The sequence below is a fragment of the Dellaglioa algida DSM 15638 genome, assembly GCF_001434695.1.
Lineage (GTDB): Bacteria > Bacillota > Bacilli > Lactobacillales > Lactobacillaceae > Dellaglioa > Dellaglioa algida.
Genome location: NZ_AZDI01000002.1, coordinates 298,314 through 320,012, shown reverse-complemented (window position 1 = coordinate 320,012; position 21,699 = coordinate 298,314). Strand labels below are relative to the sequence as shown.

Sequence of the window (21,699 nt, the reverse complement as noted above, 5' to 3'; positions counted from 1 at the left end):
TCATCAACACTCAAAAGTATAGAACCTAAATTAATAGTTCATTAGGCTAAAAATATCATAATCTTCTATTTTATTACGGCCTTTTAAATCATCAAGTTCAATAAAGAAGGCAGTTCCTACGACGATACCACCTAATTTTTCAACTAATTCAATTGTTGCCGCAATTGTACCACCAGTCGCCAGAAGGTCATCTGTAACTAAAACCCTTTGACCCGGTTTTACAGCATCTTTGTGCATGTATAGTGCAGACTCGCCATATTCTAATGCATACTTAGCCTCAACAGTCTCACGAGGTAATTTACCTTTTTTTCTTGCCGGTGCAAAGCCAACTCCCAAATCATAGGCAACTGGACATCCAACAATAAATCCTCGCGCTTCTGGTCCAACAATCATTTCAACATCTTTACTTTTAGCATACTCAACAATTTTGTTTGTTGCCTCACGATAAGCAGCACCATCGGCCATCAAAGGCGAAATGTCTCTAAAAATAACTCCTTTTTCCGGATAATCAGGAATTGCCGCTATATACTTTGTTAAATCTAATACCATTTAATAAACGCTCCTTTAATCTTCTATATTCATTTGACTAAGTATCCACTTTTTCATGTCATTTTCTTTTGAGTAAATTAACTTTTCTTCAGCCAACATTCGATTATTTCTCAATCCGTACTCAATCGTTTCCTCAATACTCGTTTTATTTGCAACTTTTTGGCCCGTCATTAATCCATCTTTTATTTTAACAAACTCCATCTCTAAAAACACCTTAATCATGAATATTAATAAATTTTTCTTTATTTTTAAAAAGTCGGATAATACAATTAATTGATTATTAATATCGACATCTTTATGACTCACCACAAATTTATATAGATTGGCATATTGTTCTCTTGTTGGCATACCGTCCAAATAAGCACTATCAGTTTTAAAAAATACAGCAATTACTTTATCAATGTCAGTTATGCGTAATATCGTGGATAATTGCTCTAAAGAACTTGGACAATCCACAAACACAATTGTTTTTTGTTTATCAAAATCGGTCACACTCTTAATTTGATTGGCTAGTTTAAAAATCTTTTTACTTGATGCGAATCGTTCCAGTTGTTCATAATGCTTTCGATTCCAAAATATATATATGCCTTCACTTCGAAATAAATCCTTGGTTACATGATCCGTCCGTGCATCGATAATTGTAGTACCTTCAGATTTAATATCCTGAATCATCAATTGTAGGCTTGTTTTATTCATCCAAACGTTCTTTTCAACTTCACCAATTATTTTAATTTTGTTTGAGGCATTTTGTAAATCTTCCACATATTTCCCGTTGGAAAATGAAATCCCACTGATTCTTTCTCTTTCACCAATAAGTTCAAATTTCAAATGATTTCCTGTCTTACCTATTGCCTTAACATTTTGCATCACTTTATAATCTATTTCAAAAACAGGTTTTTCATTGCCCATACCAAATGGTTTTAGTTTTTCAATATCTTTATAAAAATCTAACGTTAGTTGATCGATGTTTAAAACACTCGTAATTACTTTATCTGATTTATTACCCGGCTGAAGGCCTTGCGCGTTTGCTTCATTTTCTAGTACGGCGCCAAACTGATCTAAGCTTTCCGTTGGAAGGGTCAACCCAACAGCCATATGATGTCCACCAAAATGAGATGTTATCTCTTTATGATTATTGATTGCGTTATACAAATGAAAATCTGAAACGCTTCGTCCGGAGCCTTTAGCTTGTCTTTTTTTTATATCTAAGTTCAAAACAATCGTTGGTTTACCGGTTGCTTCAACAACCCGGCTAGCAACAATACCCAAAACACCTTCATGCCAATCTTCTCCAAAAAGTACTAAAGTTTTTTTACTTTTATTACTCTCTAATTCAGCCTGATTCAAGGCCAATTCTGAAATATCTGATACTATTTTTTGCCGACGAACATTTTCAGATTGAACGAAATTTGCTAATTCCTGCGCACGTTCATCATCCAAACTAGTTAACAGTTCAACCCCAATATTTGCATCTCCCAATCTACCAACCGCATTTAATCTTGGTGCGATGCCAAATCCAATATCTTTTTCATCGACAGTTTCCTGACTCAACCCAGCAACTTCCATTAATGAAATTAATCCAGGCCTCAACGTTTGTTGTAAAACCTTCAGTCCAAAACTTACAAGTGCCCGATTCTCATCCGTTACTGAAACTAAATCTGCTACTGTTCCGATTGCTACTAGGTCCAACAACTCCTCGGATAATTCTCCTGTGAGCGCACTAGCAACCTTAAAAGCCACTCCAGCACCTGATAAATCTCCAAATGGATAGTTCCCACCTGGATAACGTGGATGGATAATCGCGTAAGCATTGGGTAAAGTTTCCGGCAACTCATGATGATCAGTTACGACAACATCCACGCCTTGAGACTGAGCAAATTCAATTGCCTCGTTGCCCGATACGCCATTATCGACTGTGACAATCAGATTAGTCCCATTATCAATTAATTTTTGATATGCTGCAACGTTTGGTCCATATCCGTCAATAAAACGATTAGGTATATAGGTTTCCACATTGGCACCCATATCACTAAGTACCTCAAACATAATTGAAGTACTTGTGAGTCCATCAGCGTCATAATCACCGTAAATGGTAATTTTTTGATTTTCTACAATTGCTTGTCGAATACGTTCAATACCTCTACTCATGTCATTCATAAGCATTGGATCATGGATATTTTCTGCGCCTGCATTTAAAAAGTCAGTGATTGCTTTTTGAGACGTAAAACCGCGACTCCACAATAATGCAATCAACGAACGATCCAACTGAATGTTCTCGAATACCTCACTGGGAATGGTCTCGTCATCTTGATCTAATAATTTCCAATTATATTTTGCTTCAATCATTTTAACCCTCGACTTTATTTGTGATTCTTATTTTCTGCATTCAATGTTTTAATCTCATTTTGCAACAACTGAACTTCTTTTCTGTGTTTAGTTTTCATCTTTTCTGTTTCATCGGCCAATGTTTTATCAAAATTTTTGCTCCACTCAGCTACTTGCTGATTTAAATCCGTATTTTCCTTCTTTAATTTTAATGTTGCACTTGTTGTTAGAAGACCTATCAATAACGCTCCTGCAAAAATCGAAAGTAGTAAAATAAGGATCATTGGCATTTTAATCTGAGTAAACCAAAAATTAATTGAAACTTCTTTTACGTTTAAAACTGAAAAAATTGCAATTATGATAACGATAAATAATGCAATAATCGTACGCCATTGTTTCTTCATAACTCCACCTCATTATTTTTTATTAAATACAGTCCCTGCCAATAAATCGCCCATTTTTGGGAATATTGTATATCCCAAATGAGCTATTTCCATATAATATGGTAAATTTATTTCACGCCTGCTTGTACTAATATTTTTTACAACAATTTGTGCAACATGACTAGGGTTCATTAACATAGACCCTATATTTTTTAAATATTCACCTTTTTTATCAGCAATTTTAAAGAAATTAGTATCAATTGGACCTGGATTAACGGTCATCACTTTGATACCCAGTGGTTTTAATTCTAATCTTAGGGCATTAGAATAGCCGAGAACGCCAAATTTCGTTGCGGAATAAATTGCTGACTTAGGCGTTGCGATTTTACCGGCAACGGAGGCAATGTTGACAATCACCCCGCATTTTCTGTTAGCCATATTTAAGGCCACATTTTGCGTCATGTAGATTAATCCTAATAAATTTACTCTAATCATTTTCTCAGCAATATTCATATCAAAAGTTAATGCATTTTCCATTAATCCGAATCCGGCATTATTAATAAGGACATCGATTGAACCGATAGAAGATTCAACGGTTTCAACCATCTGTTCTATTTGAACTGGATCAGATACATCACATTCCATCGCGTAGGCTAAACGACCGGATAGCCGTTGACATGTTTCTTTAACTTCCAATAATTTGTCCATTTGTCGAGCACAAATAACAACTATTGCACCTTTTCTGGCAACTTCATATGCCATTTCTTTACCTAATCCACTCGAACCACCGCTAATTAAAACAATCCTATTTCGTAAGTCTTTCAATTCTTTATATTGACTAATCATTGACTTCTTCCTTTTGCGAAAACGGTACATTGATCACATCAAAATCTCTGACGACCGTTGTATTTTTAAAAACGTTCCTTGCTTCGTTTTGTAAATTAATTGCCATTTTGCCGACATATCTAGCTGATATGTGCGTTAATAATAGCATTTTTACATTTGATTTTTTAGCAATTTCGGCTGCTTGTGCACTTGTTGTATGATAATAATTTCTAGCCATTCTTGATTCAGATTTTTCAAATGTACTTTCATGAACTAGCACATCCGCATTTTCCGCTAAAGTATAACTATTTTTCGTTTTTCTTGTATCACCCAATATGGTGACAATGCGACCTTTTTTAGTTTTACCCAAAAAATCATTTCCATCTAATTTTGTACCATCTTCTAATTGGACTGTCTTACCTGACTTTAATTCTCCATAGATTGGACCCGACGGAACATTTAATTCTTTAAGCTTATCTATCTGCAATTCGCCCGCGTAATCATGTTCAATAATTCGATAACCAACGCTTAAAATTCGATGATCTAAATAATCAAAATATACTTTAAATGTACTATCCTCAAAGATTAATCCCGGTTTATCCAGTTCCACGAATTTAATTGTATATGACAATTTAGTTTCGGATACTTGTAAGCTTGTTTTAACGAAGTTTTTGATTCCTTTTGGTCCAAAGATCGTTAATGGGCCATTACCACCCTGAAAAGACCGGCTACTCAAAAGACCGGGTAGTCCAAAAATATGATCACCATGTAAATGGGTAATAAATATTTTTTCGATTTTTCGAGGTTTTATTGTTGTTTGTAGTATTTGATGTTGCGTTGCTTCACCAGCATCAAATAACCATACGCTATTACGTTCATCAAGTAGCTTTAAAGCGATACTAGTGACATTTCTATTCTTTGCAGGTGCGCCTGCGCCCGTTCCTAAAAACTCTAATTCCATATCGTTGACCTATCCTTAATTATTCATTTAATTTCACTGGTAGTACAACTTCAAAAATAACACCTTTTGGCATTTTATTTCTAACTTCTATCTTACCTTTATGTTCATCAACAATCCATTTAGCAATTGATAATCCTAGCCCATTACCACCCGTTTTTCGATTTCTAGATTTTTCTTCTCTATAAAAACGTTGGAAAATTATCTTTTTGTGCGCATCATTAATATTTTCACCGTCGTTAATCACCTGAATAACTAGTTGTTTAGTCGTCTCTACAACGATAAATGATATTTCATTTCCTGCGACTGTGTACTTTAAAGCATTATCAAGCAATATCACAATTAATTGATGAATCCTGTCCTCATCTATATGAATATATTTACTCGAAACACTAATTTGAAAACTAAATTGCTTGTCCTGACTCAGAGCAATGTCGGCATAAGGTTTAACTATATCCTCAAAGTAGGTTTTAGCGGGGACCCGCTTGAAGTGAAACACACTGGTATGTGAATCCGAATTCGCTAATAACAGTAAATCCTTTGTTAAATTATTTAAACGCCGAATTTCGCTCAACGAAGTTGCGATTGATTCACTTTCATCAATGATTTTAGCATTCGGTTTTGTTAGCAAATACTCTAATTTATTTTGTATTATTGTTAAAGGCGTTCTCAGTTCATGTGCCGCATTATCGACAAACTCTCTTTGCTTGTTCCAAGCATTTATTGTCGGTTTGATACTAATTGACGATAAAATAAAACTTAGTGCAATTGATAGCATACCAAAAATAAGTAAGGAAACTAATAAAATATTTCTGAAACTGGTTAATGAATTTTGATTAATTTCAATATTTTCAATGATTTGAATATACTGTGCCTCATGCCATTTTGACACAGCTGAATCCGGAACTCTCATTAGGTAAGATCTAAACGTGGGGCCATTTTTTTGTTTAATTGTTTTGAATTTATTTAAATCAGATTTTACAAATGGTATTTTGCTAAACACTGGGTATCTTGTTCCCATTGCGTTTTTATTCGTTATTTTTCCATCTTTTGACCACAATATTTGATAAACTTTAAAATCAGGTGCTTGTTTCAATAATGGACTATCATCAAAATTAGAAATGACATCATATTTAGAATATTTTATTCTTTTAATCTGTTTCTTCATTGATGTATCGACGTTAACAGTTAAAGCATCATTAAATGAATGATAAACGATTGATCCAAGCGTTACGAAGATGATACTAAAGCTAAAAAGGTACACAAGAAATAATTTTATTCGTGTATTCCTGCTTGCTTTATTTTTCATCAGATTCAACCAAATAACCAACATTTCGAATTGTTCGAATCATTTTTTCATACCCAATTATTTTTAATTTTTTTCTTATATTGCTCATATATACTTCTACGACCGTAATACTTGTGTCAGATGTAAATCCCCAAACACGATCAAATATTTGTTCTTTCGTTAGGATAGTATTCTTATTTTCTAACAAATACGTTAAAAATTCATACTCTTTTCCCGGTAAGTTTATTGATTGATCACCAGAAATAATTGTTCTATTATCTGATAAGATCATATCCTTATATTTCAACTCGCTATCCATCTCAAATTTCATCGTTCGCTTTAGTAACGCTTTTATTCGCATCTGTAGCTCATTTAAATTAAATGGTTTGGCTAAATAGTCATCCGCACCTAAATTAAAGCCATCAATTTTATCATGCACACTATCCTTCGCGGATAAAATTAAAACCGCAGTATCGATTTTGTATTCTCTAATCTTTTTTAGCACGTCAAATCCCGAAATTTTTGGAAGCATTAAATCCAAGATAATAATATCGTAAATATTTTGAGATGCTTTAAATAGACCTTCCTCACCATCAAAGGCCTGTTCTAACGTCATAATTTTGGTCGTTGCTTCAACAATATTGGCAGAGATAATTGTATCATCTTCAATAATTAATCCTCTTGGCATTTCGTCCTCAATCCTTTCTTTTGCATTCAATAAAATGCATAATAACTATATAAACTCATTAAAGGTTGGTTAAATAATATGCGAATGATTGATTTAGAGTTAGCGACTGGTGATTTAAACAAAAATTTAAAATTATATTACGCCACTAATAGTATATTTTACCCTATTTCAGGGGTAATTAGTATATCAGACTATTTTATTTTGCAAGCAAGTCCCGCTAAAAATGTTTTATCTCTCAATGATTTACTCCAGATATCGAATTCAGACAATCGTCAAAAAAATCTCTTTATTAAATCGATTGATGAAGAAAAACATTTAATTTTAGGATATAGAATAGATCAAAATAAAATTTTTCTGAATTAGAAGTAAAATACCGTTAAACCAATATTGATGGTTTAACGGTATTTTACTTTTACATATTTTTAATTAATTCCCGCGCAATATAAGTTGCATAGTACTTTGAACCATCTGGATCAGGATGAACATTATCATCATAGAACCAGTCTGTATTATTTTTACTATATGCGTGCCAATCAATTATATGAAGATTTGAATATTTTTTCTTTTGCGATTCTAACATACTATTAACGGGACCTTCCCAACGTCTTGTTGGGACATGCACGTTAATCCAGTAGACTTGTCTCTTAGATCCAATTGCATCCATGACCTCATCAAATTGCTCAGTTGTAAATGGACTATTAGTCCCTAAACCGACAAGTACATTATCCTGCAGTTTACCTTGAGCATCAAGCGCCTTAATGTCATCGGCGGCATTATATACCTGACGTCCAACCTTTGCGTCCACGTACATATGAGGCAAAGCGTCTTGTAATAAGTCTGTCCCATCCGCTAACACGGAATCACCGATTGCCGTTGCATACACATTTGACGCTTTTTGCGCCTCAGCTTTTGTCAACGCCGTTGGGCTTTGCTTTTCAACAGGTACCTTTGACTCCTTCTTAGCACTTGACGCTTTTTTACTTGAATCCGTCTTTTTAGACTCAGAAGAATTTGCCTTTTTCAGAGCTGTTGCATTTTTCTTTTCAGCCGTCTTAGCATTCTTACTAATGTTAGCCTGCAAGTCATTTGAACCGGTAGCAGTAGCTTGAGGAACAACTACCATTCCAAACGCAGCAATTCCGATGACTACTAGTCCCGTAATAACAGTGACCTTTTGACGACTATTTTTTGCACCGCCCGTAAAGGCCGCCTTAATAGCTTTAAAGGTTTGTTTATAGTCAAATCGTTGTAAAGGTCTTTCCAAGAAACGATATGATAAATCACTCACTATTAAGATCATAGCAATTTCAATTAATGCATTTCTCCACGGATGCGATCCAATACTTTGAATTTTTGATTCGTAGAATACCATTATTGGGAATTGATACAAATAAATACCGTAACTTCTCTTACCAATCCAAGTAAAAAGCGGATTAGTCATCAGTTTATTCATATCAGCCCCGGGATGGGCAACAGTTGCAACAAAAATCATAACTAAGACTGAAAAGAAAAACATTCCTCCACGATAAACGAGTGAACTTTGATCAGACATAGTAAAGAACACTAGAATTATTGCTGCAAGCGAGGAGACTCCCAACGCATCCAATACAATTCGACCTTTATTTGATATTTCTTTTTTCAAAGCACTACTTGGCCAAATAAATGAAAGCGCCGAACCAAGTAGAATTGAAAACATTCTTGTATCCGTACCGTAGTAAACACGACTCGGATCTGAACCCGTTTTATATAAAAACGCCATAAGTAATGCAGAAATGAACGCTAGTATAAAAATAAGATTAAAAATACGTTGTTTTTGTTTTAGAAAAACGACTAGTAAAGCCACAATAATTGGCCAGAAAAGGTAATACTGGCCTTCAATTGAAAGTGACCAAAGATGTGTAAAAGGAGACGGAGTTCCAAAATGATCAAAATACGATTCTTTATGAAGGACCTGAAACCAATTGTAAACATATAATAAATTTGAGGCGAATATCTCTTTAATATTTGTTAACAGCTCTTTTTGAAAAAGTGTTATGTAGGCAATCGTTGTAACCAACATTGCCAATAACGCCGGATAAAGTCGTCGAACCCGTCGTACGTAAAATCCAAGAACGTCAATTTTATTATTTTGCTGCCACTCTTGATTAAGCAAATCAGTAATTAAGTAACCAGATACTACGAAAAATATTGGGACACCTAAGTAACCACCTTGTAAACTTGATGGCACAAGATGATAAAGGATAACCCCAATAACAGCCAATGTTCTTACACCATCAAAACCAGTAATATATCTGGCATTTTTTAATCGTTTTTTCTTTTCCATCCTGTTCCGTTCTCCTCTTACCTTAATCTACTGGTAAATATTTTATCAATTATTTAAATATATACATTAATCCAAAATTATTCAACAAATTCGAATGAGAATTTATCAATTCTCACAATATCCCCACTTTTGGCACCACGTTCACGCAAGGCATCGTCGACCCCCATACCTCGAAGTTGACGTGCAAAACGCATCAAGCTCTCTTCTCGATCCATATTCGTCATTTGATACAAACGTTCTAATTTTTCTCCAGAAAGCACCCAAGTCAAATCTTCATCCCTATTAATGACAAAATCAGGCGCAGATTTTTCTTGTTCTTTTTCAAAGTCATAGATTTTTTGTTGTGCTTCTTGTTCCTTCATATTTAATGTTGGGAACATTGGCGTTTCTTCTAACAGATCACCAGCAACGTTCATTAAAGTCTGAAGTCCCTCACGCGTTATAGAAGATGTTGAGAAGACGCGTGGCGTTTCTTCAACAGTAGAATCTTCAGCCAATTGTTTTTTAAACGTTTCCAATTGTTCAGCGGCCCCAGGCATATCCATCTTACTTGCAACGATCAATTGAGGACGTTCAAGTAGTTCAGGATCATAATTTTCTAATTCTTTATTAATTTTAAGATAGTCATCAAATGGGTCGCGACCTTCTTCAGGGTTCATATCAACCAAATGAAGAATAACACGAGTTCGTTCAATATGACGTAGGAATTGAATTCCCAATCCAACACCAACAGAAGCTCCCTCAATCAAACCGGGTAAATCAGCGATAACAAAATCACGATTATTATCTAAACGAACCATCCCTAAATTAGGTGATAGTGTCGTAAAGTGATAGTCCGCAATTTTTGGTTTCGCACTTGTCACAACTGAAAGGAGCGTTGACTTACCAACAGATGGGAATCCAACTAAACCAACATCAGCTAATACTTTTAATTCTAACTGAATTTTACGTTCAACTCCTGGTTCACCATTTTCAGAAATTTCTGGTGCCGGATTCTTTGGACTGGCAAATCTAATATTACCACGTCCTCCACGTCCACCCTTAGCAACTACAGCATAATCGCCTTTATGAACAAGATCAGCAATAACTGCTCCAGTTTCGGCATCTTTAATTGTTGTTCCTTCTGGCACTTGAACTCTTTTGTCGGGTGCACCATGTCCATGCATCCCTTTAATCATTCCTTTTTCACCAGATTCAGCTCTAAAATGTTTACTGTATCTGAAATCCATTAAAGTTCTTAATCCTTCATCCACTTCAAATACGATGCTACCACCTCGGCCACCATCACCGCCGGCTGGTCCACCCATGGGTACATATTTTTCTCGACGAAATGCGACCATTCCGTCGCCACCTTTACCTGCTTTTACTTCAATTGTAACTTGATCTATAAACATAGAATCACCTTTTCTTTCCGTTAACTACTAACTTACTATTTTAAAGAAGATAAGGTCATTTGTCCATGTATTTACTTAACTCTTTTCAAAATTCAAGCCAATTTCTCATACTAATTTTTTTTCATCCTTTTTGACCGATTTTGATTGCTTTTGAACGTTTTTGATGTTATTTTATTTATAAGGGGTTGAGAAAGTGCTTACAATTGAAAGATATAAATTTATTAAATCTGAAATCGACAAATATGGTTACGTTAAAGTCCAAGATATCTGTCATGAATTAAACATCTCAGAATCAACGGTCAGACGTGATTTACAACAACTAGAATCTGACGGCGAGTTACTTCGAGTTCATGGTGGCGCGCAAAGTATTCAACTATTAAAAGTTGAAGAAAATTTAGAAGAAAAATCATCTCTCAATATGTTAAATAAAACTGCCGTTGCAAAAGTTGCTTCTGAACTTATTCAACCAGATAACGTCATTTTTCTTGACGCCGGTAGTACAACATTTGCAATGATTCCATATCTAAAGACAGTCAAAAATCTAACTGTAGTTACGAATGGTGTCAATCATGCACTTGCATTAGCAGAACATAATATCAAGACAATTGTCATTGGCGGTCAAGTGAAAGCAAATACAAAAGCCATCGTTGGTGCCGAAAGTATTAAAACCATCAATAATCTTCAATTTGACTTAGTGTTCCTTGGCATGAATTCAATTAATCTTGATTTTGGGTTCAGCACTCCCGATCCTGAAGAAGCTGCCATTAAACTGGCCGCAATCAATCAGAGTAAACAAACTTACGTCTTAGCCGACCAATCAAAATTCAATCAAGTTTCATTTGTAAAAGTTGCCGATCTTAATCGTGCAACAATTATTACCGATAAATTGGCAACAGACGATTTTAAGAATTATAAAACAAAGACAAAAATTCAGGAGGTTCAACAATGATTTACACAGTTACAATCAACCCTTCCATCGATTACATCGTCCAGTTAAATAAATTAACGCTTGGAGAAGTTAACCGAATGGATTATGATACAAAATTACCCGGTGGTAAAGGCATTAATGTGTCGCGAATTTTAAATGAATTAAATCAACCCAATAAAGCGCTTGGTTTTATCGGCGGATTTACGGGAGAATTTATTGATTCAGCGCTAAAAGCTAATCATATTGATACGCAATTCACCCAGATAAAAGCCGATTCTAGAATTAACATTAAGATTAAGTCCGAACAAGAGACTGAAATAAATGGTCGAGGTCCTCAAATTTCAAGCGAAGAACTCGAACAATTTAATAATCAATTTAACCTACTAACCTCAGCTGATACAGTTATTTTAGCCGGCAGTTTAGTACCGAGTTTATCACAAGATTTTTATTATGAATTAATTAAAGTTATCCGCTCTAAAGGAGCACAATTTGTTATCGATACAACCGGTGAAGCATTACTAAAAACAATTGTTGAAAAACCACTTGTTGTTAAGCCAAATCATCATGAATTGGCCGAATTATTTGATGCAACGTTAGATAACATCAGCGACATTGTAAAATACGGACAAAAATTATTAGTTTTAGGCGCACAACATGTCCTCATTTCAATGGCCGGTGACGGTGGGTTATTAATTACAAAAAATGCCGTATACCAAAGCAATGCACCAAAAGGTACCGTTATTAATTCTGTCGGTGCCGGTGATTCAATGATTGCCGGATTTACAGGTATATTTGCAAATACAGGTGACCCCGTTGAAAGTTTCAAATACGGTCTCGCTTGCGGCTCAGCGACCGCCTTTTCTGAAGATCTCGCAACTATTGAAAAAATTAATGAAATTTTACCGCAAATTAAAATAAAAAAAATTTAATTATATAAAAGGAGTTTTACATTATGGACTTAAATGAATTATTACTTAAAGATGTCATGATTATGGATCTGCAAGCAACAACCAAAGCCGAATCCATTGATGAAATGGTTCACAAGTACTTTGAAGCTGGCGTAATTGACGATGAGGATCTTTACAAACAAGATATCTTAAAACGTGAAGCACAATCAACAACTGGTATCGGTGAAGGTATTGCCATGCCACATGCCAAAAATAAAGCTGTTAAACGCGCCACCGTTTTATTTGCTAAAAGTAAAATGGGTCTTGATTATGACTCACTTGACGGTCAACCTACGTTCTTATTCTTTATGATTGCTGCTCCTGAAGGTGCAAATGACGCTCATTTACAAGCTTTGGCTGCCCTATCTAGTTTATTAATAAACCCCGACTTGGTTTCTAAACTAAAAACGGTTACTACTCCCGACGAAGTACAGTCTGCATTTACTGCAGCCGAAAATGAAAAAGAAGCTAAAGAAATTGCTTCAAGACTTGCAGCTAAAAATAACGATGCAAAACCATCAGGTAATCCATATATTGTTGCCGTAACCGCCTGCCCCACTGGTATTGCACATACCTATATGGCTGAAGCTGCTCTTATCAAGCAAGCCGAAGAAATGGGCGTAGACATCAAAGTTGAAACAAACGGTTCAGAAGGTATTAAGCACCGTTTAACGGATGAAGAAATCCAACGCGCATCTGGCGTTATCGTTGCAGCTGATAAAAAAGTTGCTATGGATCGTTTTAATGGTAAACCTTTAATTAACCGTCCCGTAACTGACGGTATTAAAAAACCTGAAGAACTAATTAACAGCGCAGTAAGCGGAAAAGCACCCATTTATCACGCTAAAGGAACGGATGCTACTGAAACTGATGAAGAAACTTCCGGCAGTGTTTGGAATGAAATTTACAAAAACTTAATGAATGGTGTCTCACATATGTTGCCATTCGTTGTTGGTGGCGGTATCCTAATGGCCCTTTCATTCATTGTTGAACAATATGTTCCCGGTGGTTCACAATCACAAACTTTTATCTTCTTAAATGGAATTGGTAACTATGCTTTTGCATTCTTGGTACCTATCCTAGCCGGATTTATTGCTATGAGTATCGGTGATCGTCCTGCCCTCATGCCCGGTATTGTCGGTGGTTACATGGCTAACTTCGCAGCTGCCAATGTTATCAAAACGGAATCCGTTTCTGGATTTCTGGGTGGTTTAGCCGCTGGTTTCATTGCTGGTTACGTTATTGTAGGTCTTAAAAAACTCTTTAAAAACTTACCTAAATCATTGGATGGTATGAAGCCAATTTTAATTTATCCTATTTTATCGTTACTAATTGTTGGTGCAATCATGTTCTTCATGGTTAATCCCGTCTTTGCACAAATTAATCATGTTTTATCTGATTTCTTAACACATATGGGAACGGCTAATGCAGTATTAATTGGTACTATTCTTGCCGCAATGATGGCCATCGATATGGGTGGTCCATTTAACAAGGCCGCTTATACCTTCTCAATTGGTGTCTTCACTTCTACTGGTGATGGTAAAATGATGGCTGCCGTTATGGTTGGTGGTATGATTCCACCTCTTGCCATCGCTATTGCCTCAACATTCTGGAAAAATAAATTTTCTGAGGATGAGAGAAAAGCTGGACTGTCTAACTATATCTTAGGTATTTCATTCATTACTGAAGGTGCAATTCCTTACGCAGCAGCAGATCCATTACACGTTATTACGTCAAGTGTCATTGGTGCCGCAATTGGTGGCGGATTAAGTCAATTCTGGAATGTCTCTGTTCCTGCTCCTCATGGTGGCCTTTGGGTCATTGCACTAGCAACTAACAAAACGTTCTATCTGTTATCTGTTTTAATTGGTGCCGCAGTCGCCGGAATTATTTTAGGTATCTGGCGTCCAGTTGCAAAAGAAAATAAAAAATAATATGTTAACTTTTAAGAGTCATTAGGATTATTCCTGATGGCTCTTCTTTTTCGCCGTAAATAAAAAGCCTAATGGTTATCAAAGATTCTGATAAACATTAGGCCTCATTAATTTTATAGCGATAGTTTGATTGTTTGCGCAACCGTTTTAGAAATACCTAGTCCCTGCAATTCTTCCATAGAAGCTTCCTTGATATGTTTCATAGAACCAAATTCTTTCAAAAGTTTGGTTTTAGTCTTAGGCCCAACTCCTTGAATCGAATCTAGTCGAGAACTTAACGAGTGCTTTGAATGAACTTGACGATGGAATGTAATTGCGAATCGATGGACCTCGTCTTGAATCCGCTGCAAAAGGTAAAAACCTTCACTTTTTGGATCCAATGATAATCTTTGATCCGTATCACCAAACATTAAATCAGACGTTTTATGCTGGTCATTTTTAACCATCCCCGCCACTGGAATCATTAAATTTAATTCATTCACTAAAATATCTTTTGCGGCTTCAATTTGAATTTCGGCACCATCCATTAAAATTAAATCTGGCATAGGTTTTCCCTCTTTCAAAAGACGCGTGTAACGTCGGCGAATAACTTCGCGCGTACTTGCTGCTTCATCCGCATGATCAACCGTATTAAGCTTATATTTACGATACTCACTCTTCTCGGGCTTACCATCAATAAAGCTAACCATCGCCGACACTAAATCAGCACCTTGTATATGAGAATGATCAAAGGATTCAATTCGATGACCTTCAGGAATACCCATGGCATCTGTAATTTCTTTCATGGCACCAACTGTTTTACGCCCATCTAATTCCAGAAGTCTGAATTTTTCTTCAAGTACCAATCGCGCATTTTTTTTTGCTAACTTTAAGAGCTCACTCTTTTGCCCACGTTGTGGTGTTCGAATCGGAACTTGTAAAATATCAGATAAGACATCTGTGTCAATTCCCGCAGGAACCAATATTTCTTTTGGTAACACGTTATTTTTCCGATTATAAAACTGAAGAATAAATGTTGCCATCTCTTCTTCTGGGGTTGTCACAATTGGAAAGAGTCTTTTTTCCCGTTTCATTAATCGAGCTTGTCTAATAAAGAATACCTGAATCGATAACCACCCTTTATCTAAATAAAAATTAAATAAATCCCGCGGTGTATTATCATTCGAAATAATTTTTTGCTTTTCAACAGTCACTTCGATGAAATGAATTTGGTCACGTAATTCTGCGGCCCGCTCAAAAGATAAATCGTCCGCTGCATGAACCATTTCTTTTTTTAATCTTTGCTTGGCAACCGTCACATTCCCATTCAAGAAGGATTTAATTTTTTTAATTTGAGCCTCATATTTTTCATGCGGTACTTCTTTAAAACAAGGACCCAGACATTGGCCCATATGGTAATATAGACAAGGACGCTTCTGGAACCCATTACATCTGCGCAAAGGATAAACCTTTTGTAAAAACTGTAGCGTTTCTTGAGCCGCATAGACATTCGGATAAGGTCCAAAATAAAATCCACCATCCTTATTAACTTGACTAACGATTTGCATCATCGGATCTTTTTCGTTAGTAATTTTAATATAAGGATAGCCCGTACCCTTTTTCAATTTTATATTGTAATAAGGTTGATGTTTCTGAATCAAGGTAATCTCTAGCAGAAACGCTTCTTTATCCGTCGACGTAATAATCGTTTCGAAATCAACAATTTGAGAAACTAATTTAGCCGTTTTCCCTTCATGGGCACTCTTAAAATAAGAGCGTACACGATTCTTTAAATTCTTTGCTTTCCCTACGTAGATAATCTGACTATTTAAATTTTTCATAATATAACATCCGGGTAAGGCCGGTAACAATGCTAATTTATTTTCAATATGCTCTGAAGCCAATCAACACACCTTCTTTACGTTAATAGATAATACTTAAATTATACCCCGAACAGTTGTTTGAATAAAGAAAATAGATTCCAAGTAAACTTAACGTCTACTTGGAATCTATTTTTTATAATATTTTTGATAAAAAATCTTGTGCACGTTCTGACGTTGGATGGTCAAAAACATCTTCTGGACGTCCTTTTTCCTGAATATACCCTTGATCCATAAACCAAATTTGATCCGCTACTTCTCTAGCAAAACCCATTTCATGTGTGACAACAACCATCGTCATTCCATCGCTGGCTAATGTTTTCATGACTTTTAGGACTTCTCCGACCATTTCCGGATCCAATGCCGATGTTGGTTCATCAAAAAGTAAGACCTCTGGATCCATTGCTAATGCCCTAGCAATCGCAACTCGTTGTTTCTGGCCACCCGATAAACTCTCTGGATATTGAACCGCCTTATCTGCTAATCCAACTTTTTCTAGTAGATTAGATGCGATTTTATCAGCCTCTGTATCCGACATATTTTTAACTTTGATTGGGGCCAATTTTATATTTTCAATAACATTCATATTAGGGAATAAGTTAAATCCTTGAAAAACCATACCCATTTTTTCTCTCAATTGATTTAAATCTTTTTCATTCAAACTTGTTAAATCTTTACCTTCGAAGAGTACATTTCCAGATGTTGGCACTTCAAGTAGATTTAAACAACGTAGAAAGGTACTTTTTCCAGATCCAGACGGACCGATAACACATATAACCTGTCCTTTATCAACGGACTCAGAAATATCTTTTAAGACTTCGTTCTTTCCAAAAACCTTCATTAATTTATTAACTTCTATAATTTTAGACATGCTTCATCTTCCCCTCGAAGTAATTTAACAATTTAGATAAACTGAACGTTAGAACAAAATAGAGTACCATTGCAACAAAGATAGGTGCAATTCCCTTATAAGTTGCCGATTGAACCATCTTCATTTGGTAGATTAAATCCGTAACCCCAATAATTGAAACAATTGAACTTTCTTTAATTAATGTGATAAATTCATTTCCCAATGCTGGCCAAATATTTTTAAGCGCCTGCGGAATAATAACCGATTTGTAGGTCTCCTTTTGTGAAAGCCCCAGACTTCTTGCGGCTTCCATTTGTCCATCATCAATTGAGCCAATTCCTGAACGGATCACTTCCGCGATATATGCGCCGGAATTAAGTGATACTGCAATTATCCCCGCGAGTAGCGCTGGAACGTTCACAATCATTCCAATGCCAAAGTACACGAACATCACTTGAATCATTAACGGCGTACCACGAACAAATTCAATATATGAAACGGCAATCACTTTGATAATTTTATTTTTTCCTAAACGCATAAGTGCAAGTAACGTTCCCAGTATTACACCAACAACGACTGAAATTGCTGTAATAAGTAATGTATACCCAATTCCTTTTGCAAAATATTTCCAATAATGAATCATTGTGTTATCAGCTGTATTTTTAGTTAAATAATTACTTGCTTCGGGTAAATATGTTTTATTAATTAAATCTTTATCTTTAATTTCTTTAATCGATTTATTTGCGGCCGCCACGAGTGTGTCTGATTTTTTTGCAAATCCAACGGCTGCGCCCCTTGCGTCGGCTGCAGAAACGAATCCTGGATCAACTACTGCTAATGAACTATCATTTTGCGCATATGCTTTTGCCGTTGGTTCTTCCATTGCGACCCCTGTTACTTTGCCACTTTTAAGTGCCAATATTAAATCTGTAACTTTAGCTAATCCTTTAATATCTACATTATTAATTTGTTCTTTACTCATTGAATACTGAAGTGAACCAGTTTGTGCTCCAATTGACAGTCCCGAAAAATCGTTCAATTTTTTATATTTATCTTTGTCCGCTTTATTAACCAACATCATTTGTTTACCGTTATAATAAACATCTGAAAAATCAATACTCTTTTTTCGATCATCTGATGGGTTCATACCAGAAATCACCATATCAATTTTATGAGTTTCAAGACCCACAAGTAATGAATCAAAATCCATCTTTTTAATGACTAATTTAACGCCAATATCTTTAGCTATTTTTCTCGCTATTGAAATATCAAACCCAACAATTTTGTCATTACCGTTAACCGTTGTCTGAAATTCGTATGGCGGGTAATCAGGACTTGTTCCAAGTACTAATGTCCCTTTATCTTTAACATCTTTTAATGAAGTGTCTGATGCAGCATTTACATGACCAACGTTAATCAACAACATTAATAATGCGATTAATATACCTGTGACCCATTTCTTATTTATTTGCACAATTTTACTCCCCTTTTTTAACTCTCTTATTAGTGAATAAATTGATTATAGACTTTAAAGATTTTTTATGCAATTAAATACATTAAAAAGTTCTTTTTATACATTATTTTATTAATAAAAACGCTTTTTATGCAATGTTCGATTATCTTGTATTCATTTTATGAAACTGTTATTCTATATTTACATAAGGAGGCTACATTTATGAGCTTAAAAATCCAGCGCCAAGATAATTTAGAAAGTTTATTCGACAAATTTGCCATTGATCCTAAAAATCCTGCCAAAGTTGAACTTAAACCTTCAGAAACAGAAAAAAAACCTGACTCTGACACAAAGGAATCAAAACTAAAAAAATAAAAAAATCTGATAAGCATTATGCTTATCAGATTTTTTTATTTTTTGAATCCATCAGGATATCGTTTATTTAATTTTAAAATGTTATCTTTCGCGACATCATCAAATTCAATATCTGCCCATTCGGCAATTTGGGATAGGTACCAAAGCACATCGCCCATTTCTTTAGTCAATTTTGTCTTATCTAACTCTCTGCCTTTAAAAGTGTAGTCCTTAATTAGATCAACCAATTGTCCACCTTCAGCTGCAACACCTAAAGCACAATTAGTTAGAACCTGTTCAGTCCCGTATAAGGTACGATTTGCGGCTTCTTGATATTCATTAAATTCCATTTTTTTCTCCTAATCCCGCATGTTTTTCAATCCATTGCCAGATTTCTTCTTTTCCGGACTTATCTTGTGCCGAGAATAATACAAAATCATCCTCAGGAGTCAAAGATAATGAACGGCGGATAATACTCTCATGCTGGTTCCATTTACCACGAGAAATCTTATCACTTTTCGTCGCAACAACCAATACAGGAATATCATAATAATGAAGAAAATCGACCATTTGAACATCTAGTTTAGTCGGCTCATGACGAGCATCGACCAACGAAATAACGCCTCTCAACGTTGTTCGTTCGGCCAGGTACGTTTCAATCATTTGTCCCCACTTCGCGCGTTCCGTTTTTGATACTTTTGCGTACCCATATCCTGGGACATCTACAAAAAATAGTTCTTGTTCCACGTTATAAAAGTTTAATGTTTGCGTTTTTCCAGGTTGACTAGAAGTTCTCGCATAACTTTTACGATTTATTAACGTATTTATTAATGATGATTTACCAACATTTGAACGACCCGATAATGCAATCTCAGGAATACCGTCCGTTGGATACTGTGCTGGTGCAACGGCACTCATAACTAACTCAACATTATGAACATCCATATTAAACACCTTCCTTTCAATACTCAAACTATTTTACCATATAAAAATGCGTTCATGTAACTTAATCTAAATCAAAAAAACATTACAACATCGAGTAGACTACCTAAATGTTGTAATGTTTTTATTTTACTGCGGCCATTTGAATAATCCAGACCATTTGTATTTCAGAATGTGTTACCACCCGCGTTGTCAAAATTTGAAATAAAGTGTGCGGCCAATAAAATAAATATTCTCCACTGCTATCTTTCGCATTAGTCAATAGATTAATTGAATCTCCAGAAATCAGATTACCGTCGGTCTCCGGAATATTGTTTAATCCAGCTAGCAGCTCTGGTCGTACCACGTTAACCCGAACAATTCCATTTGATCTATATTTTAATCTGCCTCTTAGCTGCCACGATGGCGTTAATCCGTCAGTCGCAACAATTTGCAGATACGGTGATTTCACGTTATCGCCATCAAAGTAAGCTTGATATCCTGATCCATCTTTTTTAACATGTGAGTTAACCGCATCAGGTATTGTTTCATACCCATACAAAATATCCGCAGACACGCGCTTGGTCGCCGCAAACATGTTAAACAAAACAAATAAAAATATTAAGTACTTACTTATCAGCTTTTTTCTTATCAACATATCTCTTAATAAGGAAAAAGATTAATACAAATAAGATTGCAAGACCAAGACCTAATGCAACATACCATAATGGATTCATTGGTTTTTTTGGATCAGCGATGGCCTCTTTATTATATTTGCTAGCATCGTCATTCGTGATTGTAAAGTTCTTATTAAAATTCCAAGTGTTTTTACCACTCGTTGCCACGGCTTTTAACGTATAGTCACCAGATTCTAATTGTCCCTTGTCATAGAGCATTGGGAACTTAAAGTTCGAATTAGGTGCCATCGACAGGTTTTTTAACGTTGTTTCTTGTAAGACCGTTGATGAACCCTTTTTCATAATTTGCGATTTAATCGTTAATTTAGGAATAATTACAGCCGTATCATTTTGGAATACGGGGAACACACCTTTACGATAGTTTCGCATACCAGCTTTAACTGATAATAAATTCATATTTGGCTCAACAGTTTTCTTTTCTAAAATCTTAATACCAATCGCATATGAGTACGCATTTGATATTGAAATCCCTTTTTTATTACTTGATGCTTTAGCCGAATCATCAACCTTTTCAAAGTACCAACTACCTAATAGAACACCATCAAAGCTATCTTTTGGCATGGTAATTGTAGCCTTAACAATTTTGCTTCCTTTAGCAGGAACCGTTACTACGCTTCCTGAATCCATCTTAGTTAATGATGCTAAAGGATATTTCATTGATTTATCAATATCCTTTTTTTCTAACTTTTTCGTGTATTCAAGTTGCCCATTATCATTAGTTGAAGCAGTGTAAACAGCATTTCTAATTTTTAATGCCTTATCTGAAGAGTTAAAAATTTTAACAGAAATTGTTTCTTCCGCCTTAGCGTCTAACTGCATATCAAAATACGATTGCTTTAGACTTTCTTTAACTTGTTTATCAGATTGAATACTCTGTACACTGTAGCCAATATTATTTGCGGGAGCTGCAGCTTCAACTGACTTATTAAATAAGCCAAGTCCACTTAGTAATGCCCCAGAAAACCCAAATAAAAGCGCTTTTTTTAATGTTTTATTCATGACGTCCACCCTTTATTATTTAT

At 35.3% G+C, this 21,699-nt stretch carries 21 protein-coding genes; 5 read left to right on the top strand and 16 right to left on the bottom strand.

Annotation, left to right across the window (positions count from 1 at the left end; all coding sequences use genetic code 11):
* Positions 1-30 precede the first annotated feature (30 nt).
* From FC66_RS03230 to FC66_RS03200, 7 genes are read right to left on the bottom strand one after another with little or no spacing between them, the layout of a single operon-like run.
* Positions 31-549: an adenine phosphoribosyltransferase gene (locus FC66_RS03230; protein WP_057973935.1), complete on the bottom strand. Its 519-nt coding sequence runs from the start codon at positions 547-549 to the stop codon at positions 31-33.
* 15 nt (positions 550-564) lie between these two features.
* Positions 565-2,895, bottom strand: a complete 2,331-nt coding sequence (gene recJ / locus FC66_RS03225; RefSeq protein ID WP_057973934.1) for a single-stranded-DNA-specific exonuclease RecJ — start codon at positions 2,893-2,895, stop codon at positions 565-567.
* 14 nt (positions 2,896-2,909) lie between these two features.
* Complete coding sequence (locus tag FC66_RS03220) at positions 2,910-3,278, bottom strand: LapA family protein (RefSeq protein ID WP_057973933.1); 369 nt, start codon at positions 3,276-3,278, stop codon at positions 2,910-2,912.
* A 12-nt stretch (positions 3,279-3,290) separates the two neighbouring features.
* Positions 3,291-4,100: an SDR family NAD(P)-dependent oxidoreductase gene (locus FC66_RS03215; protein ID WP_057973951.1), complete on the bottom strand. Its 810-nt coding sequence runs from the start codon at positions 4,098-4,100 to the stop codon at positions 3,291-3,293.
* Positions 4,096-5,043, bottom strand: a complete 948-nt coding sequence (gene rnz / locus FC66_RS03210) for a ribonuclease Z (protein WP_057973932.1) — start codon at positions 5,041-5,043, stop codon at positions 4,096-4,098. The genes FC66_RS03215 and rnz overlap by 5 nt, the downstream gene beginning before the upstream one ends.
* 19 nt (positions 5,044-5,062) lie before the next feature.
* Positions 5,063-6,349 carry a sensor histidine kinase gene (locus tag FC66_RS03205; RefSeq protein WP_057973931.1) on the bottom strand — a complete coding sequence of 429 codons (1,287 nt, stop codon included), beginning with the start codon at positions 6,347-6,349 and terminating at the stop codon, positions 5,063-5,065.
* Positions 6,339-7,016: a response regulator transcription factor gene (locus FC66_RS03200; protein ID WP_057973930.1), complete on the bottom strand. Its 678-nt coding sequence runs from the start codon at positions 7,014-7,016 to the stop codon at positions 6,339-6,341. Before FC66_RS03200 ends, FC66_RS03205 begins: the two co-directional genes overlap by 11 nt.
* A gap of 78 nt (positions 7,017-7,094) precedes the next feature.
* On the opposite strand from FC66_RS03200, the gene FC66_RS03195 reads away from it, so the two are divergent.
* Positions 7,095-7,379: a hypothetical protein gene (locus FC66_RS03195; RefSeq protein WP_057973929.1), complete on the top strand. Its 285-nt coding sequence runs from the start codon at positions 7,095-7,097 to the stop codon at positions 7,377-7,379.
* A 49-nt stretch (positions 7,380-7,428) separates the two neighbouring features.
* Here FC66_RS03195 and FC66_RS03190 read toward each other — a convergent pair whose 3' ends face one another.
* Entirely contained in the window at positions 7,429-9,339 is a 1,911-nt protein-coding gene (locus tag FC66_RS03190) for an acyltransferase family protein (protein WP_057973928.1), read from the bottom strand.
* A gap of 77 nt (positions 9,340-9,416) precedes the next feature.
* Positions 9,417-10,733, bottom strand: a complete 1,317-nt coding sequence (gene obgE, locus FC66_RS03185; protein ID WP_057973927.1) for a GTPase ObgE — start codon at positions 10,731-10,733, stop codon at positions 9,417-9,419.
* Positions 10,734-10,926: 193 nt separating this feature from the next.
* On the opposite strand from obgE, the gene FC66_RS03180 reads away from it, so the two are divergent.
* From FC66_RS03180 to FC66_RS03170, 3 genes are read left to right on the top strand one after another with little or no spacing between them, the layout of a single operon-like run.
* Positions 10,927-11,682 carry a DeoR/GlpR family DNA-binding transcription regulator gene (locus FC66_RS03180; protein ID WP_057973926.1) on the top strand — a complete coding sequence of 252 codons (756 nt, stop codon included), beginning with the start codon at positions 10,927-10,929 and terminating at the stop codon, positions 11,680-11,682.
* Positions 11,679-12,590 carry a 1-phosphofructokinase gene (gene pfkB, locus FC66_RS03175; protein ID WP_057973925.1) on the top strand — a complete coding sequence of 304 codons (912 nt, stop codon included), beginning with the start codon at positions 11,679-11,681 and terminating at the stop codon, positions 12,588-12,590. The genes FC66_RS03180 and pfkB overlap by 4 nt, the downstream gene beginning before the upstream one ends.
* A 23-nt stretch (positions 12,591-12,613) precedes the next feature.
* Positions 12,614-14,542, top strand: a complete 1,929-nt coding sequence (locus FC66_RS03170; RefSeq protein WP_057973924.1) for a PTS fructose transporter subunit IIABC — start codon at positions 12,614-12,616, stop codon at positions 14,540-14,542.
* A gap of 113 nt (positions 14,543-14,655) precedes the next feature.
* Here FC66_RS03170 and uvrC read toward each other — a convergent pair whose 3' ends face one another.
* From uvrC to FC66_RS03155, 3 genes are all read right to left on the bottom strand, one after another.
* Positions 14,656-16,425, bottom strand: a complete 1,770-nt coding sequence (gene uvrC / locus FC66_RS03165) for an excinuclease ABC subunit UvrC (RefSeq protein WP_057973923.1) — start codon at positions 16,423-16,425, stop codon at positions 14,656-14,658.
* A 112-nt stretch (positions 16,426-16,537) separates the two neighbouring features.
* Complete coding sequence (locus FC66_RS03160) at positions 16,538-17,272, bottom strand: amino acid ABC transporter ATP-binding protein (RefSeq protein ID WP_057973922.1); 735 nt, start codon at positions 17,270-17,272, stop codon at positions 16,538-16,540.
* Positions 17,265-18,677, bottom strand: a complete 1,413-nt coding sequence (locus FC66_RS03155) for an ABC transporter substrate-binding protein/permease (RefSeq protein WP_057973950.1) — start codon at positions 18,675-18,677, stop codon at positions 17,265-17,267. The genes FC66_RS03160 and FC66_RS03155 overlap by 8 nt, the downstream gene beginning before the upstream one ends.
* Positions 18,678-18,926: 249 nt before the next feature.
* Between FC66_RS03155 and FC66_RS08070 the strand changes: the two genes are divergently transcribed.
* Entirely contained in the window at positions 18,927-19,079 is a 153-nt protein-coding gene (locus FC66_RS08070) for an SPJ_0845 family protein (RefSeq protein ID WP_169787606.1), read from the top strand.
* A 35-nt stretch (positions 19,080-19,114) separates the two neighbouring features.
* Here FC66_RS08070 and FC66_RS03150 read toward each other — a convergent pair whose 3' ends face one another.
* The 4 genes from FC66_RS03150 to FC66_RS03135 form a co-directional block, all read right to left on the bottom strand.
* On the bottom strand, positions 19,115-19,408 hold the full coding sequence (locus FC66_RS03150) for a nucleoside triphosphate pyrophosphohydrolase family protein (protein WP_057973921.1): 294 nt from the start codon (positions 19,406-19,408) through the stop codon (positions 19,115-19,117).
* Positions 19,398-20,003, bottom strand: coding sequence for a ribosome biogenesis GTP-binding protein YihA/YsxC (gene yihA, locus FC66_RS03145; protein ID WP_057973920.1), 606 nt, complete (start codon positions 20,001-20,003; stop codon positions 19,398-19,400). The genes FC66_RS03150 and yihA overlap by 11 nt, the downstream gene beginning before the upstream one ends.
* Before the next feature lie 121 nt (positions 20,004-20,124).
* Positions 20,125-20,556, bottom strand: coding sequence for a hypothetical protein (locus FC66_RS03140; RefSeq protein WP_157051984.1), 432 nt, complete (start codon positions 20,554-20,556; stop codon positions 20,125-20,127).
* Positions 20,557-20,608: 52 nt separating this feature from the next.
* Complete coding sequence (locus FC66_RS03135; protein ID WP_057973918.1) at positions 20,609-21,676, bottom strand: WxLIP family cell surface protein; 1,068 nt, start codon at positions 21,674-21,676, stop codon at positions 20,609-20,611.
* Between the last annotated feature and the right edge of the window lie 23 nt (positions 21,677-21,699).

Coding starts and splice junctions, on each gene's coding strand:
- FC66_RS03230 (WP_057973935.1), bottom strand. CDS start 549: ATGGTATTAGATTTAACAAAGTATATAGCGGCAATTCCTGATTATCCG.
- recJ (WP_057973934.1), bottom strand. CDS start 2,895: ATGATTGAAGCAAAATATAATTGGAAATTATTAGATCAAGATGACGAG.
- FC66_RS03220 (WP_057973933.1), bottom strand. CDS start 3,278: ATGAAGAAACAATGGCGTACGATTATTGCATTATTTATCGTTATCATA.
- rnz (WP_057973932.1), bottom strand. CDS start 5,043: ATGGAATTAGAGTTTTTAGGAACGGGCGCAGGCGCACCTGCAAAGAAT.
- FC66_RS03205 (WP_057973931.1), bottom strand. CDS start 6,349: ATGAAAAATAAAGCAAGCAGGAATACACGAATAAAATTATTTCTTGTG.
- FC66_RS03200 (WP_057973930.1), bottom strand. CDS start 7,016: ATGCCAAGAGGATTAATTATTGAAGATGATACAATTATCTCTGCCAAT.
- FC66_RS03195 (WP_057973929.1), top strand. CDS start 7,095: ATGCGAATGATTGATTTAGAGTTAGCGACTGGTGATTTAAACAAAAAT.
- FC66_RS03190 (WP_057973928.1), bottom strand. CDS start 9,339: ATGGAAAAGAAAAAACGATTAAAAAATGCCAGATATATTACTGGTTTT.
- obgE (WP_057973927.1), bottom strand. CDS start 10,733: ATGTTTATAGATCAAGTTACAATTGAAGTAAAAGCAGGTAAAGGTGGC.
- pfkB (WP_057973925.1), top strand. CDS start 11,679: ATGATTTACACAGTTACAATCAACCCTTCCATCGATTACATCGTCCAG.
- FC66_RS03170 (WP_057973924.1), top strand. CDS start 12,614: ATGGACTTAAATGAATTATTACTTAAAGATGTCATGATTATGGATCTG.
- FC66_RS03160 (WP_057973922.1), bottom strand. CDS start 17,272: ATGTCTAAAATTATAGAAGTTAATAAATTAATGAAGGTTTTTGGAAAG.
- FC66_RS03155 (WP_057973950.1), bottom strand. CDS start 18,677: ATGTTGTTGATTAACGTTGGTCATGTAAATGCTGCATCAGACACTTCA.
- FC66_RS08070 (WP_169787606.1), top strand. CDS start 18,927: ATGAGCTTAAAAATCCAGCGCCAAGATAATTTAGAAAGTTTATTCGAC.
- FC66_RS03150 (WP_057973921.1), bottom strand. CDS start 19,408: ATGGAATTTAATGAATATCAAGAAGCCGCAAATCGTACCTTATACGGG.
- yihA (WP_057973920.1), bottom strand. CDS start 20,003: ATGGATGTTCATAATGTTGAGTTAGTTATGAGTGCCGTTGCACCAGCA.
- FC66_RS03135 (WP_057973918.1), bottom strand. CDS start 21,676: ATGAATAAAACATTAAAAAAAGCGCTTTTATTTGGGTTTTCTGGGGCA.